The sequence below is a fragment of the Pseudomonas sp. FFPRI_1 genome, from assembly GCF_055384485.1.
The window spans coordinates 6,784,565-6,798,667 of sequence record NZ_AP029168.1 but is presented as its reverse complement, the minus strand read 5'-3'; the positions used below and the strand labels follow the sequence as shown (position 1 = coordinate 6,798,667).

The window sequence follows — 14,103 nt, the reverse complement described above, 5'->3', positions numbered from 1 at the left end:
TCATGTTCCAGGGAGTCGGTTTGTCGGACGTGGATCTCAAGGGACTGTTTCTCAAGCATGCTGCTGCCCTGCGCGGGTACCTGGCACGCCGGGTACGGGACCCTCAGTTGGCTGCTGACCTGGTCCAGGAGAGTTTCCTGCGCCTGGCGGAGCAGACCCGTGGCGAACGTATCGACAACTCCCAGGGCTATCTCTACCGCACGGCGAACAATCTTCTGATCGACCACGTCCGGCAGGAAGCACGGCGCAAGACCGATACCGTGCCCCATGAAGTACTGGCCGACATCGAGGATGAAGTGGCCGGGCTGGAGGCTCAGGCGATGGCGCAGCAGCAGCGCATGGCATTGAAACAGGCGATCATGGAACTGCCCCCGCGCACCCAGGAAATCTTTCGCCTGAACCGTATCGAAGGCATGACCCACGCCGAGGTGGCCCGGCACCTGAATATCTCCGACAGTTCGGTACAAAAGCATTTGTCCCGGGCGCTGGCGTATGTGATGCAGCGGCTGCAGGCTACCGGCGGTCGGTCGGCCGACGAGTGAATTACCGTAAAAACCGGGGTCAGACGTCACTGCTTATATATAACGAGAAATCGAGATTCACACGTGAATAGCCAGGGTCCGCAAGAGCGCAGTATCACCGAGGCCGCCGCCGACTGGGCGGTGCGTTTGCAGGCGGGAGGGCTGAGCCCTTCCGCGCAGGCCGAACTTGCCCAGTGGCAGGAGGCCGACCCGCGCCATGGCCAAGCCCTGGCTTTTGCCCGGCAGACCTGGGACGCCTTGGCAGACTTGCGCCTGGATCCTGAGCTGGGCTGCGCCTCGCCCCGCCGCAAGGCCCATGAACCGGCAGCGGCCCAGCCCCAGGCGCGCCCCCGCCGGCGACGCCGGCTGCCTCGCCTGGCCAGTGCCGTCACCCTGGTCCTGGTGGTCGCCCTGGGCTGGCTGCAAGGACCGCAGGCGCTGGTCTACCTGCAGGCCGACTACCTGACCGGCAAAGGCGAGGTCCGCACTGTGCACCTGGCCGATGGCAGCACGGTGGAGCTGGACTCGGCCAGTGCCATTCGCCTCGACTTCAGCTCCGAGCAGCGGACGGTCCAACTGTTGGCCGGCTCTGCGGTATTCGACGTGGCGCCCATGGCCGGTGAGGAGCGCCGGCCCTTCATCGTGCAGAGTGCCGGCGGCCAGACCCGGGCCCTGGGCACGCGTTTCCTGGTCACCCGGGAAAATCAGCAGCAAGCCTGGGTCGGGGTCTTGCAGCACAGTGTTGCCGTGAGCCTGGACTCCCCGGCACAGAGCGGTCCTTCCGAGCGGGTGCTGCAGGAGGGGCAAAGTGCCCGTTACGACCCGCAAGCGGGGGTGGTGGCCCTGGACGGGCTTGACCTGCAGCGGGCCACCAGTTGGCGACGCGGGGTCCTGGTGTTCGATCGTCAGCCCCTGGCCGTGGTCATCGAGCGCCTCAATCGCTACCGTCCCGGGCGCGTGGTGCTGAGCAGCAACGACCTGGCCCAGCGCCAGGTCAGCGGGGTATTTCCCCTGGACATGCTCGATACCGCCCTGGATACCCTGACCCGGGAGCTGCAGGTGCAGCGTTTCGACCTGGCCGGGGTCAGCCTGATTTATTGAGGCCTGCAGGCCTTTTTCTGCTCTTCTGAAAAATAATCGGAAAAAACCTTACTGAGTTTTCCTGCCTGGCACGTCTAGCTAATTGAGATGCATTCGCATACACAAGAATAGCCAGCGCAGGAATGGGAAACATGAAGGTAGGCAGTCGTACTGGAGTTCACGCCGCAAGTCGTTTGGCGCTCGCCATTCACTTGGGCGTAGCAGGACTGTTGGCAGGAGGCAATTTGCTGCACGCGGCAGAGTCTGTGGGTAGTGCCCCGCAGAGCGCCTTGCAGCAACGCCAGCTGGACTTCGATATTCCTGCCCAGGCCCTTGGCAGTGCAGTGCTGGCGTTTGCCGAGCAGGCGGGGGTGCAAGTGCTGTTCGACAGCCTGCGCCTGCATGGCTTGCACAGCTCATCGCTCAAGGGACGCTACAGCGCCGAGGAAGGCCTGGCCCGGCTGCTGGGCAATGCACCGGTGCAGTACCGCTTCACCGGCGAGCGCCAGGTGACCCTGAGCCGGGTGGAAACCGGGCGTGAGGGCGCCCTGGCCCTGACCCCCACCACCATCTCCGGCAACCTCGAAGGCCGCCAGAGCGATTGGGTGTACAGCGCGCCACGTTCGGTGAGCGTGGTCGGCCGCGAGCAGCTCGATCGCAACCCGCCGCGGCACGCCGCCGACATGCTGGAGGAAACCTCCGGCGTGTATTCCGCAGTCAGCCAGCAGGACCCGGGCCTGTCGGTGAACATTCGCGGGATCCAGGACTATGGCCGGGTCAACATGTCGGTGGACGGCATGCGCCAGAACTATCAGCAGAGCGGCCACCAGCAGCGCAACGGCACTCTCTATGTCGATCCGGAGCTGCTCTCCGAAGTGGTGGTGGAGAAGGGCGCCACTTCGACCATGGGCGGTGCCGGAGTGATCGGCGGGATCGCCAATTTTCGCACCGTCGAGGCCCGCGACCTGCTCAAGCCCGGGCAGGAGATTGGCGGCCGGATTCGTGTCACCACTGGCCTGGGCGGGCGCAGCAACGGTACCCATTTCATCGGCAGTAGCGCCTTCGCGATCGGCACCGAGGTCTGGGACATGCTGCTGGCTGCCAGTGAGCGGCACTTGGGCGACTACAACCCGGGGACCAAGGGCGGCATTGGCGAACTGCGGACCGGGAGCTGGATGGACCCGTCGATCAATGACCGGGTGAAGAACGCCAAGGTGGCCTATTCCGCTTCCGTGATGCGCTCGCGCCTGGTCAAGCTGGGGCTCAACCTGCCCGAGGACCAGCGCCTGCAGCTGAGCTACCTGACCACCCAGGTGTCCTACAACGACGCCAACATGATGAACACCGAAAACAAGGACCAGCTCTGGGAAAAGCTTGGCAGCAGCGATGTGCGTTCGCAGAACTTCGGCCTCGACTACAGCTACACCCCGGACAACCCGCTGATCGATTTCAAGGCCAAGCTCTACTACGTCGACAACACCAATGACCAGAGCACCCTGACCCGCCGCAGCAGCCCTGGCTACTCGATCACCTACCAGACCGATACCTACGGGGCGCAGGCGCAGAACACCTCGACTTTCGCGCTGAGCGAGCTGGCCACGCTCAAGGCCAATTACGGCCTGGAATTCTTCTATGACAAGGTCCGCCCCGATTCCAGCCAGCCGGTACCCAAGGGCTCGGCAGTCAGCGCATCGCCCGCGGCCAGCATGACCCCCGAGGGCGATCGTGCCCTGGGCAGCCTGTTCACCCGCCTGGATTTCGACTACGACGGCTGGCTGAACCTCAATGCCGGTTTGCGCTACGACCGTTACCGGCTGCGGGGTGAAACCGGGATCAATACCCGCACCTTCATTCTGGGAACCACCCGGCAAACCACGGTGCCGGTCAACTATGACGTGGATACCGAAGAAGGGCGCTTCTCGCCCACCTTTGGTCTGGCGATCAAGCCCGGCGTGGAATGGCTGCAACTGTTCACCAGCTACGGCAAGGGCTGGCGCCCGCCGGCGGTCACCGAGACCCTGATTACCGGTCGTCCCCACGGCGGTGGCGCCGAGAGCATGTACCCCAACCCCTTCCTGCGTCCGGAGCGCTCCACCACCTGGGAAGCCGGGGTCAATGTGCTCAAGGAAAACCTCTGGTTCGCCGAAGATCGGCTAGGGATCAAGGTTGCCTATTTCGACACCCGCGTCGAAGACTTCATCTTCATGAACATGGGGGTGCAGCCGCCGGGCTACGGCATGGCGGGGATCGGCAACAGTGCCTACGTCAACAACCTGCGCGACACCCGCTTCAAGGGCGTGGAGTACCAGCTCGACTACGATGCCGGACGTGCCTACGGGCAGCTTGCCTACACCCACATGATCGGCAGCAACGACTTCTGCTCGAAGACCGCGTGGCTGGGCGGCGTGACCCAGACCGTGAAGAACAGCACGGCCGGCCGCGCCCCGGTGGTCGGCATGCGCCCGGATACGCAGGCCAACAACGCCAGCCATTGCAGCGCGATCCTCGGCTCGGCCGAACACATGCCGATGGACCGCGGCACCTTGACCCTGGGGGCGCGGTTCTTCGAGCGCAAGCTGGATATCGGCGCCCGGGCCCGCTACAGCGCGGGCTACTCGGAAGGTGGCAGCAACACCCGCACCACCACCAGCGTCTACCCCGCGGACTGGAAGCCCTACACCGTCTACGACCTGTACGGCAGCTACCGTGCCACCGACGAACTGACCCTGCGCCTGGCGATGGAAAACGTCACCGACCGTGCCTACCTGGTGCCCATGGGTGATGTCCTGGCCTTCACCCTCGGCCGCGGCCGAACCTTGCAGGGCACCGTGGAATACCAGTTCTGACCGCTTTTGCCCATTGATGGGCAAAACCGCAGCAGGCACTGGCGTGCTGCGGACATGACCCCCCTAATGTATTGGAGTTTTGCATGAGCATTTCGATCTCTTACAGCGCTACCTACGGCGGTAATACTGTTGCGCAATACCTGACTGACTGGTCGGCCTACTTCGGCGACGTCAACCACCGCCCAGGCCAGGTGGTTGATGGCACCAACACCGGTGGCTTCAACCCGGGCCCGTTCGACGGCACCCAGTACGCGATCAAGAGCACCGCCAGCGACGCCGCCTTCGTCGCCGACGGCAACCTGCACTACACCCTGTTCAGCAACCCGAGCCACACCCTGTGGGGCTCGGTGGACACGATCTCCCTGGGCGACACCCTCGCCGGCGGTTCGGGCAGCAACTACAACCTGGTCAGCCAGGAAGTCAGCTTCACCAACCTGGGCCTCAACAGCCTGAAAGAAGAAGGCCGCGCGGGTGAAGTGCACAAGGTGGTCTACGGCCTGATGAGCGGCGACAGCTCGGCCCTGGCCGGCGAGATCGATGCCCTGCTCAAGGCCATCGACCCAAGCCTGTCGGTGAACTCCACCTTCGACGACCTGGCTGCTGCCGGCGTTGCCCACGTCAACCCGGCTGCCGCAGCCGCTGCCGATGTCGGCCTGGTGGGTGTGCAGGACGTGGCCCAGGACTGGGCGCTGGCCGCCTGAATGGCTGCTTGAGGCATAAAAAAACGAATGAAAGATTGCTCTTCCATTCGTTCGCTTGACTCACCTCCGTCGCCCGAGTTTTCGAAGGCCAGGGCGGCGGCGGTGGCAAATTCTGGGGAGCGCCGTGGTGCCTGTCAACGCATCGGGCGCGCCTCTTGTCGTTCCGCTCTGCCTGAGCGGAAGGCCCTGTATCCCTAAACTCTCCACAGGACACCTTGATGAGCAGGCCGAATCTACTTGCCGCTTCCGAGACGCTGGCGGCCTTGACGGCCTACAAGGGCGGCTTCTTCAACATCGGCCTGTTCTCGGCGGTGATCAACCTGCTGATGCTGGCCCCGGCCCTGTACATGCTGCAGGTCTACGACCGGGTGCTGGCCTCGGGCAATCAGATGACCCTGCTGATGCTGACGCTGATGATCCTCGGCCTGTTCGGCCTGATGGGCGCGTTGGAATGGGTGCGCAGCCAGGTGGTGATCCACCTCGGTACGCAGATGGACATGCGCCTGAACCAGCGGGTGTATGACGCGGCGTTCGAAGCCCAGCTCAAGGGCAGCCCCCAGGCCGCCGGCCAGGCCTTGAACGACCTCACCGCGCTGCGCCAGTTCGCCACCGGCAACGCCCTGTTCGCGTTTTTCGATGCGCCCTGGTTTCCGGTCTACCTGCTGGTGATCTTCCTCTTTCACCCCTGGCTCGGCCTGCTGGCCCTGGCCGGCGCCGTGCTGCTGGTGGTGCTGGCCTGGATCAACCAGCACATCTGCCAGGCGCCGCTGGCCCAGGCCAGCCAGTTGTCGATCATCACCAGCCAGCAGGCCACGGCCAACCTGCGCAATGCCGATGCGATCGAAGCCATGGGCATGCTCGGCGCCCTGCGCGAGCGCTGGTTTGTCGGCCACCAGGGCTTTCTGGCCCAGCAGAACCTGGCCAGCGAAAAGACCGCCACTATCAGCGCCTGGTCCAAAGGCGTGCGCATGGCCTTGCAGTCCCTGGTCCTGGGCCTGGGCGCCTGGCTGGCGGTGCAGGGCCAGATCACCCCGGGGATGATGATCGCCGGCTCGATCCTCATGGGCCGGGTGCTCAGCCCCATCGACCAGTTGATTGCGGTATGGAAGCAATGGAGCTCGGCGCGTTTGGCCTACGAGCGTTTGTCCGAGTTGTTACAGGCCAACCCGCCGCGCCCGGCGCGCATGAGCCTGCCGACGCCCAAGGGCAAGTTGAGCGTCGAGCAGTTGAGCGCCTGTGCCCCGGGCAGCCGGCGCCCGGCCCTGAGCAACCTGGGTTTCACCCTGGAGGCCGGCCAGGTGCTGGGGGTGATCGGCCCTTCCGGTTGTGGCAAGTCGACCCTGGCCCGGCTGCTGGTGGGTGCCTGGACGCCCCTGACGGGAAAGGTGCGCCTGGATGGCGCCGACCTGGCCCAGTGGGACAAGCAGCAACTGGGCCCGCATATCGGCTACCTGCCCCAGGACATCCAGCTGTTCGCTGGCAGCATCGCCGAGAACATCGCGCGGTTTGGCCAACTGGATTCGGATCAGGTACTGCAGGCCGCGCAAATGGCCGGGGTGCATGAGCTGATCCTGCAACTGCCCCAGGGTTATGACACGCGTCTTGGCGAGGGCGGTGCCGGGTTGTCCGGTGGCCAGCGCCAGCGCATCGGCCTGGCCCGGGCGCTGTACGGCCTGCCGGCGCTGATCGTCCTCGACGAGCCCAATTCCAACCTCGATGAAGCCGGTGAGCAGGCTTTGTTGCAGGCCATCAGCCAGCTCAAGCAACGGCAGCGGACCCTGGTGCTGATCACCCACAAGCCCAACGTGCTGACCCTGACCGACCAGTTGATGATCCTGCGCGACGGCCAGTTGCAGGCCTACGGCCCGACGGCGCGGGTGCTGGAAGCGAACCAGAAGGCCAAGGCCGCGCCGCCGCCGGCTGTACCGATGAGCAATCCGGCGAGCAACCCGGTAACCAGTCTGAACATGAACTACCGCCTGGGCGTGGCCGGCGGCGAAGGGAAAAAAGCATGAAGGCGAGTTTATCCACAGCCCCTGCGGCGCCGGTCACCGGGCCGGCCGCCAGCAATGTGCTGTCTCTGGACGACAGGAAGTATTCACGGCTGGGCTGGATCCTGGTGCTGGGGGGCTTTGCCGGGTTCATCGGCTGGGCCGCCCTGGCGCCACTGGACAAGGGCGTGGCGGTGTCGGGCAAGGTCATGGTCTCGGGCCATCGCAAGACCGTGCAGCATCAGAGCGGCGGCATCGTCGAGCGGATCGAGGTCAAGGAAGGTGACCGGGTCAGCGCCGGGCAGGTGCTGCTGCGCCTCAACGAGACGCCGCTGCGCACCCAGATGCAATCCCTGCGCAGCCAGTACCTGGGTTCCCTGGCCAGCGAAGCGCGGCTGAATGCCGAGCGCGATGGCGCCAGCGATATCGTCTTCGACCCGCAGCTCCAGGCCCTGGCCAGCGAGCCGGACGTGGCCGCCAGCCTGGCCCTGCAGCGGCAACTGTTCAGCAGCCGGCGCCAGGCTCTGAGCATGGAGCAACAGGGGATCGCCGAGACCATCGCCGGCTCCGAGGCGCAGTTGCGCGGTACTCGGGATTCCCAGGCCAGCAAGCGGCAACAGCGCAGTGCCTTGAACGAACAGCTGCAAGGCCTGCGGGAACTGGCGCGGGACGGCTACATCCCGCGCAACCGGCTGCTGGACAGCGAGCGCCTGTACGCGCAGATCGACGGCTCGATCGCCGAGGACTTCGGCCGCATCGGCCAGTTGCAGCGGCAGATCCTCGAACTGCGCCTGCGCATCCGCCAGTCCACCGAGGATTTCCAGAAAGACCTGCGCAGCCAGCTGGCCGATACCCGGATCCGTACCGAAGACCTGCGCAATCGCCTGGCGTCCGCCGAGTTCGAACTGGCCAACAGCCAGGTGCGCGCCCCGGCCGCCGGGGTGGTGGTGGGGCTGGAGGTCTACACCGAAGGTGGGGTGATCAAGCCGGGCCAGCCGCTGATGGATATCGTGCCCCAGGACGAACCGCTGCTGGTGGAGGCGCGGGTGCCGGTGCAACTGGTGGACAAGGTGCACCCGGGGCTGCCGGTGGAGCTGATGTTCTCGGCCTTCAACCAGAGCACCACGCCCAGGGTGCCGGGGGAGGTGACCCTGGTGTCCGCCGACCGGCAGGTGGACGAGCGCACCGAGGAGCCTTACTACACCTTGCGCGCCACGGTCAGCGCCCAGGGCATGCAGCAGTTGCAGGGCTTGCAGATCCGCCCGGGGATGCCGGTGGAAGCCTTTGTCCGTACCGGCGAACGCTCGATGCTCAATTACCTGTTCAAGCCCCTGCTGGACCGGACTCACATGGCGTTGGTGGAAGAATGATTCGAGCCTGGTGCTACCTGCCCCTGCTGTGCCTGTTGGGCAGCCCGTCGGTCCAGGCCCTGGGCTTGCTCGATGCCTATGACCTGGCCTTGCGCAATGACCCGACCTTCCAGGCGGCGATCAAGGAACGCGATGCCGGGGAAGAGAACCGCGCCATCGGCCGTGCCGGGCTGCTGCCGAACCTGTCCTGGAGCTACAACAATTCGCGCAACCAGTCCGAAGTGACCCAGGAGACCGTTCGCGGTGATGTCACCAATGATCGGGACTACCGCAGCTACGCCTCGACCCTGACCCTGCAGCAACCGCTGCTGGACTATGAAGCCTATGCGCGCTACCGCCAGGGCTCGGCCCAGGCGCTGTTTTCCGACGAACGCTTTCGCGGCAAGAGCCAGGAACTGGCGGTGCGCCTGCTCAGTGCCTACAGCCAGGCGTTGCTGGCCGAGGAGCGCATCGAACTGAGCCGGGCGCAGAAGCGTGCCTACGCCGAACGCTTGCAGCTCAACCAACGCCTGCTCAAGGGCGGCGAGGGCACCCGCACCGATGTGCTGGAGACCCAGGCTCGGCTGAGCCTGGCCCTGGCGCAGGAGATCGAGGCCCAGGACCAGCAGGACGCGGCCCTGCGCGAGCTGCAAGCCATAGTCGGCGAACCGTTGCAGATCGACGAACTGGACCCGCTGACCCGGCAGTTCCAGATCCAGCCGCTGCTGCCCAATCGCTTCGACAGCTGGCGCGACCTGGCCATGGCCAACAACCCGGACCTGGCGTCCCAACAGCAGGCACTGCGAGTGGCGGAGTACGAAGTGGAGCGCAAGCGCGCCGGGCACCTGCCCAAGGTGAGTTTGTACGCCAGCAGCCGGCAGACCAGCTCCGATTCGGAAAGCTCCTACAACCAGAAGTACGACACCAACACCGTGGGCATCCAGGTCAGCCTGCCGCTGTTTGCCGGTGGCTCGGTATCGGCCTCGACCCGCCAGGCGGCCAGCCAGCTGTCCCAGGCCCAGTTCGAACTGGATGCCAAGACCGCCACCACCCTCAACGAACTGCGCAAGCAGTTCAACCTCAATACCAGCGCCGCGGCTAAGGTCCGGGCTTATGAAATGGCCGTCAGCTCCGCCGAGGCCCTGGTGACCGCGACCCAGAAAAGCGTGCACGGCGGCGAGCGGGTCAACCTGGATGTACTGGACGCCGAGCAACAACTGTTCACCGCCCGCCGCGACCTGGCGGATGCCCGGCACGCCTACCTGTTGGCGCGTATCCAGCTCAAGTACTACGCCGGCCTGCTCAACGAACAGGACCTGCAGCAACTGGCCGGTTACTTCCGCCCCCTGGGCTGAACCCCATTGCCGTACCGCCCCCTGTAGGAGCTGGCTTGCCAGCGAAAGCGCCCGCCAGATTAGCGCAAGGCTCAAGGGCCTCTTCGCCGGCAAGCCGGCTCCTACGGAGGGGGGCGTGGCGTCGGGTTTAACCCTGTAGGAGCTGGCTTGCCAGCGAAGGCGTCGGCCAGATTGGCGCAAGACTCAAGGGCCCTTCGCCGGCAAGCCGGCTCCTACGGAGGGGGCGTGGCGTCGGGTTTAGCCCTGTAGGAGCTGGCTTGCCAGCGAAGGCGCCCGCCAGATTAGCGCAAGGCTCAGGGGCCCCTTCGCCGGCAAGCCGGCTCCTACGGAGAGGGGCGTGGCGTCTGGTTTGGCCCTGTAGGAGCTGGCTTGCCAGCGAAGGCGTCGGCCAGATTGGCGCAAGGCTCAAGGGCCTCTTCGCCGGCAAGCCGGCTCCTACGGAGAGGGGCGTGGCGTCTGGTTTGGCCTTGTAGGAGCTGGCTTGCCAGCGAAGGCGTCGGCCAGATTAGCGCAAGACTCAAGGGCTCCTTCGCCGGCAAGCCGGCTCCTACGGAGGGGGAGAGCGGCAGAATGCAAACAGCCGTCACGAGGACGGCTGTTGGCTATTGCACGGCAAATCAGCGGCGGGTCAGCAAAACCCCGGATTCCATATGGTGGGTCCAGGGGAACTGGTCGAACAGCGCGCACCGGGTGATGCGGTGGCTGTCGTGCAGCTGGGCGATGTTGGCCGCCAGGGTCTCCGGGTTGCAGGAGATGTACAGGATATTGTCGAAGCGCCGGGTCAGTTCGCAGGTGTCCGGGTCCATGCCGGCCCGGGGCGGGTCGACGAACACGCTGCCGAACTCGTAGCTCTTCAGGTCAACGCCCTGCAGGCGGCGGAACGGCCGAACTTCGTTCAGGGCCTCGGTCAGCTCTTCGGCCGACAAACGCACCAGGGTGACGTTATCCACCGCGTTTTCGCTGAGGTTGCTCAAGGCGGCGTTTACCGAGGTCTTGCTGATCTCGGTGGCCAATACCTTGCGCACCCGGGTGGCCAGGGGCAGGGTGAAGTTGCCGTTGCCGCAATACAGCTCCAGCAGGTCGTCCTGGCGCTCGCCCAGGGCTTCATAGGCCCAGTTGAGCATCTTCTGGTTCACCGTGCCGTTGGGCTGGGTGAAGGCGCCTTCGGGCTGGCGGTAGCTGAAGGTGCGCCCGCCAACGTCGAGCTTTTCCACTACGTAGTCCTGGCCGATGACTTCGCGCTTGCCCTTGGAGCGGCCGATCACGCTGACTTTGAGGTCGGCTGCCAGCTGGCTCGCGGCCTTGTGCCAATGCTCGTCCAGGGGGCGGTGGTAGCACAGGGTGATCATCGCGTCGCCGGCCAGGGTGGTGAGGAACTCCACCTGGAACAGCTTGTGGCTCAGGGGCGCGCTGGCTTGCCAGGCGGCCTTGAGCTGGGGCATCAACTGGTTGATGCGCTGGCTGGCGATGGGGAATTCCTCGATCAGGATCGGCGTGCGTTTGTCGTCCTGGGAGAACATCGCGTAGTGCCGTTCACCGGCTTCGCGCCACAGGCGGAACTCTGCCCGCAGGCGGAAGTTTTGCAGGGGCGAGTCGAAGACCTGGGGCTCGGGCGCATCGAACGGGGCCAGCAGGTCACGCAAGCGCGTGACCTTGTCATTCAACTGGGTGGTGTAGCTTGCGGCGTCAAAAGTCATGCGGGGTAACCGAGCTTGATCACGAACAGGATCGACAGGATCACCAGGGGCGCGTTCAGCTCACGGGCACGGCCCGACAGCAGCTTGATCACGGTCCAGGCGATGAAGCCGAAGGCGATGCCGTTGGCGATGGAATAGGTGAACGGCATGGCCAGGGCGGTGACCACTACGGGAGCGGCGACGGTGATGTCTTCCCAGTCGATTTCCGCCAGGCCCGAGGTCATCAGCACGGCGACGAACAGCAGGGCTGGTGCGGTGGCGAAGGCCGGCACGCTGGCCGCCAGTGGCGAGAAGAACAGCGCCAGCAGGAACATGATCGCCACCACGATGGCGGTCAGGCCGGTGCGGCCGCCGGCGCTCACGCCCGCCGCGGATTCGATGTAGCTGGTGGTGGTCGAGGTGCCCAGCAGGGAACCGGCCATGGCGGCGGTGCTGTCGGCGATCAGCGCCCGGCCCATTTTCGGCATGTGGCCGTCCTTGCCCATCAGCCCGGCGCGCTTGGCGACGCCGATCAGGGTGCCGGAGTTGTCGAACAGGTCGACGAACAGGAAGGCGAAGATCACGCTGATCAGGCCGATATCCAGGGCGCCCTTGATGTCCAGTTGCAGGAAGGTCGGGGCCAGGGACGGTGGCATCGAGGTCACGCCGCCGAACGGTGTGACGCCCATGAGAATCGAGACGATGGTCACCGCGAGAATACCGATCAGCACCGCGCCGCGCACTTTCAAGGCTTCCAGGGCGACGATCAGGGCAAAGCCCAGGGCCGCGAGGATAGGCGCCGGTTTGCTCAGGTCGCCCAGGCCGACCAGGGTCGACTCGTTGCCCACCACGATCTGGGCGTTATGCAGGGCGATCAGCGCTAGGAACAGGCCGATACCGGCGGCAATCGCCGAGCGCAGCGGCAGGGGGATGCTGTTGATGATCCATTCGCGGATCTTGAAGATCGACAGTATGAAAAACAGCACCGCCGAGATGAATACCGCACCCAGGGCCACCTGCCAGGTGTGGCCCATGTGCAGGACCACGGTGTAGGTGAAGAAGGCGTTCAGGCCCATGCCCGGCGCCAGGGCGATCGGGTAGTTGGCGATCAGGCCCATGACGGTGGAACCGATGGCCGCCGCCAGACAGGTGGCAACGAAGATCGCGCCCTTGTCCATGCCCGTCTCGCCGAGAATGCTCGGGTTGACGAAAAGGATGTAGGCCATGGCCAGGAAGGTGGTCACGCCCGCAAGAATCTCGGTGCGCACGTTGGTGTTGTGTGCCTTGAGTTGAAACAGCCTTTCCAGCATGTCTGCTCCCCGTGGCGCCGCCGGGCGCCGTGAATGTATCGACTCCAACAGCAAAGCACAGACTTTATAAGGTGCCTGCGGATTTGCTCTGGGTCGGAAAAAGCCGCGCATCATACCAGCAGCGTGGGCCAATGGCTGCGATCGTCGGCGATGTTTTGCACCGCTGGCAAGTAGCGCATACTGCGCCCTGGTTTTAGGGGGGATTTATGCGCAGCACAATGAAAATGACAGCCCTGGCATTGCTCGGCGCAACAGCCTGCTGGCTGGCGGCCCCGGCCATGGCGCGCTCGGCGGCGCCGTTGAGCCGGGTGGAGATTCTCAAGGTGTTGTCACCTTCCTGCGGCCTGGAGGATGTTTCCGACGGCCGTGAACGGACCGAGTGCGATCACAACGGCCCGAACATCAAGGTCTATGTGCTGGAGATCGGCTACGGCCGCGAGCCCCATGTGAACCTGGACGGTTTCGAGGTCGATGGCACCCGCTCGCCGGTGTGCGAGGACGGCTCCAGCTATGTGCCCTGCGGCAACTCGGGGACCACCGTCGGCTATATCTATGTCTTCGACCTGGCGGGCAAGCAGGAGGGCACCTTCAGCTTCCGCAACACCTCGCTCAACGCCCCGGGCAACAGCCTGGGCGCACAGATCTATATCAAGTGATGGCGCCCTGAACGGCAGCCGGCAAAGCTGACTAAGCTCTAAAGACCTCCACGCGGAGTCATCCCCATGACCTTCAGAGCCCTGGTCACCCTTGCCGAAGGCATCGACGACCTGCAAAGCGTGACCCTGATCGACGTACTGCGCCGTGCCGAAGTCGAAGTGCTGGCGGCCAGCGTCGAAGGCCGGCGCATGCTCACCTGCGCCCGGGGCACCCGATTGACCGCCGACGCCATGCTGGTGGATGTGCTGGCCCAGAACTTCGACCTGATCGTATTGCCCGGCGGCGCGGTGGGCGCCCAGCACCTGGCGGCCCATCAACCGCTGCAGCAACTGGTCAAGGATCAGGCGGCAGTGGGGCGCCTGTTCGCCGGCATCGCCGAAGCCCCCGCCCTGGCCTTGCAAGCCTTCGGCGTGCTGCGCCAAAGGCGCATGACCTGCCTGCCCAGCGCCAGCCATCAGCTGCTGAGCTGCACCTTTGTCGATCAGCCGGTGGTGGTGGACGGCAACTGCATCACCGCCCAGGGTTCCGCCGCCGCCCTGGCGTTTGCCCTGGCCCTGGTGGAAGCGCTGTGCGGGCGCGCCAAGCGCGCCCAGGTGGCGGCGGAGTTGCTGGTCTAG

General features: G+C 65.1%; 11 protein-coding genes. 9 read left to right on the top strand and 2 right to left on the bottom strand.

The genetic code is table 11. From position 1 onward, the window contains the following. Nucleotides 1-20 precede the first annotated feature (20 nt). The 7 genes from ACZ5BO_RS30500 (at nt 21) to ACZ5BO_RS30470 (ending at nt 9,843) form a co-directional block, all read left to right on the top strand. Entirely contained in the window at nt 21-542 is a 522-nt protein-coding gene (locus tag ACZ5BO_RS30500) for an RNA polymerase sigma factor (protein ID WP_025129236.1), read from the top strand. 63 nt (nt 543-605) lie between these two features. Further along, entirely contained in the window at nt 606-1,622 is a 1,017-nt protein-coding gene (locus ACZ5BO_RS30495; RefSeq protein WP_464697317.1) for a FecR family protein, read from the top strand. Between the two features lie 131 nt (nt 1,623-1,753). Continuing rightward, nucleotides 1,754-4,447, top strand: a complete 2,694-nt coding sequence (locus tag ACZ5BO_RS30490) for a TonB-dependent receptor (protein ID WP_025129234.1) — start codon at nt 1,754-1,756, stop codon at nt 4,445-4,447. Between the two features lie 83 nt (nt 4,448-4,530). Continuing rightward, nucleotides 4,531-5,148: a heme acquisition protein HasA gene (locus ACZ5BO_RS30485; protein ID WP_464697316.1), complete on the top strand. Its 618-nt coding sequence runs from the start codon at nt 4,531-4,533 to the stop codon at nt 5,146-5,148. Between the two features lie 218 nt (nt 5,149-5,366). Beyond that, on the top strand, nt 5,367-7,163 hold the full coding sequence (locus ACZ5BO_RS30480; protein WP_464697315.1) for a type I secretion system permease/ATPase: 1,797 nt from the start codon (nt 5,367-5,369) through the stop codon (nt 7,161-7,163). Beyond that, nucleotides 7,160-8,509 (top strand): HlyD family type I secretion periplasmic adaptor subunit, encoded by a 1,350-nt coding sequence (locus tag ACZ5BO_RS30475; RefSeq protein WP_025129231.1) that lies wholly within the window; start codon nt 7,160-7,162, stop codon nt 8,507-8,509. The genes ACZ5BO_RS30480 and ACZ5BO_RS30475 overlap by 4 nt, the downstream gene beginning before the upstream one ends. Continuing rightward, nucleotides 8,506-9,843 carry a TolC family outer membrane protein gene (locus ACZ5BO_RS30470; RefSeq protein ID WP_025129230.1) on the top strand — a complete coding sequence of 446 codons (1,338 nt, stop codon included), beginning with the start codon at nt 8,506-8,508 and terminating at the stop codon, nt 9,841-9,843. Before ACZ5BO_RS30475 ends, ACZ5BO_RS30470 begins: the two co-directional genes overlap by 4 nt. 617 nt (nt 9,844-10,460) lie before the next feature. Here ACZ5BO_RS30470 and trmA read toward each other — a convergent pair. After that, nucleotides 10,461-11,540 carry a tRNA (uridine(54)-C5)-methyltransferase TrmA gene (trmA, locus tag ACZ5BO_RS30465; protein ID WP_464697314.1) on the bottom strand — a complete coding sequence of 360 codons (1,080 nt, stop codon included), beginning with the start codon at nt 11,538-11,540 and terminating at the stop codon, nt 10,461-10,463. Beyond that, nucleotides 11,537-12,829, bottom strand: coding sequence for an NCS2 family permease (locus tag ACZ5BO_RS30460; RefSeq protein WP_464697313.1), 1,293 nt, complete (start codon nt 12,827-12,829; stop codon nt 11,537-11,539). Before ACZ5BO_RS30460 ends, trmA begins: the two co-directional genes overlap by 4 nt. A gap of 206 nt (nt 12,830-13,035) precedes the next feature. Between ACZ5BO_RS30460 and ACZ5BO_RS30455 the strand changes: the two genes are divergently transcribed. Beyond that, entirely contained in the window at nt 13,036-13,485 is a 450-nt protein-coding gene (locus tag ACZ5BO_RS30455) for a DUF4879 domain-containing protein (protein WP_025129227.1), read from the top strand. A 66-nt stretch (nt 13,486-13,551) separates the two neighbouring features. Further along, complete coding sequence (locus ACZ5BO_RS30450) at nt 13,552-14,103, top strand: DJ-1 family glyoxalase III (protein WP_464697312.1); 552 nt, start codon at nt 13,552-13,554, stop codon at nt 14,101-14,103.

Bases quoted from the DNA above. Each gene is read 5' to 3' on its own strand.
- ACZ5BO_RS30490 (WP_025129234.1), top strand. From the start codon at position 1,754: ATGAAGGTAGGCAGTCGTACTGGAGTTCACGCCGCAAGTCGTTTGGCG.
- ACZ5BO_RS30485 (WP_464697316.1), top strand. From the start codon at position 4,531: ATGAGCATTTCGATCTCTTACAGCGCTACCTACGGCGGTAATACTGTT.
- ACZ5BO_RS30480 (WP_464697315.1), top strand. From the start codon at position 5,367: ATGAGCAGGCCGAATCTACTTGCCGCTTCCGAGACGCTGGCGGCCTTG.
- ACZ5BO_RS30475 (WP_025129231.1), top strand. From the start codon at position 7,160: ATGAAGGCGAGTTTATCCACAGCCCCTGCGGCGCCGGTCACCGGGCCG.
- ACZ5BO_RS30470 (WP_025129230.1), top strand. From the start codon at position 8,506: ATGATTCGAGCCTGGTGCTACCTGCCCCTGCTGTGCCTGTTGGGCAGC.
- trmA (WP_464697314.1), bottom strand. From the start codon at position 11,540: ATGACTTTTGACGCCGCAAGCTACACCACCCAGTTGAATGACAAGGTC.
- ACZ5BO_RS30460 (WP_464697313.1), bottom strand. From the start codon at position 12,829: ATGCTGGAAAGGCTGTTTCAACTCAAGGCACACAACACCAACGTGCGC.
- ACZ5BO_RS30455 (WP_025129227.1), top strand. From the start codon at position 13,036: ATGCGCAGCACAATGAAAATGACAGCCCTGGCATTGCTCGGCGCAACA.
- ACZ5BO_RS30450 (WP_464697312.1), top strand. From the start codon at position 13,552: ATGACCTTCAGAGCCCTGGTCACCCTTGCCGAAGGCATCGACGACCTG.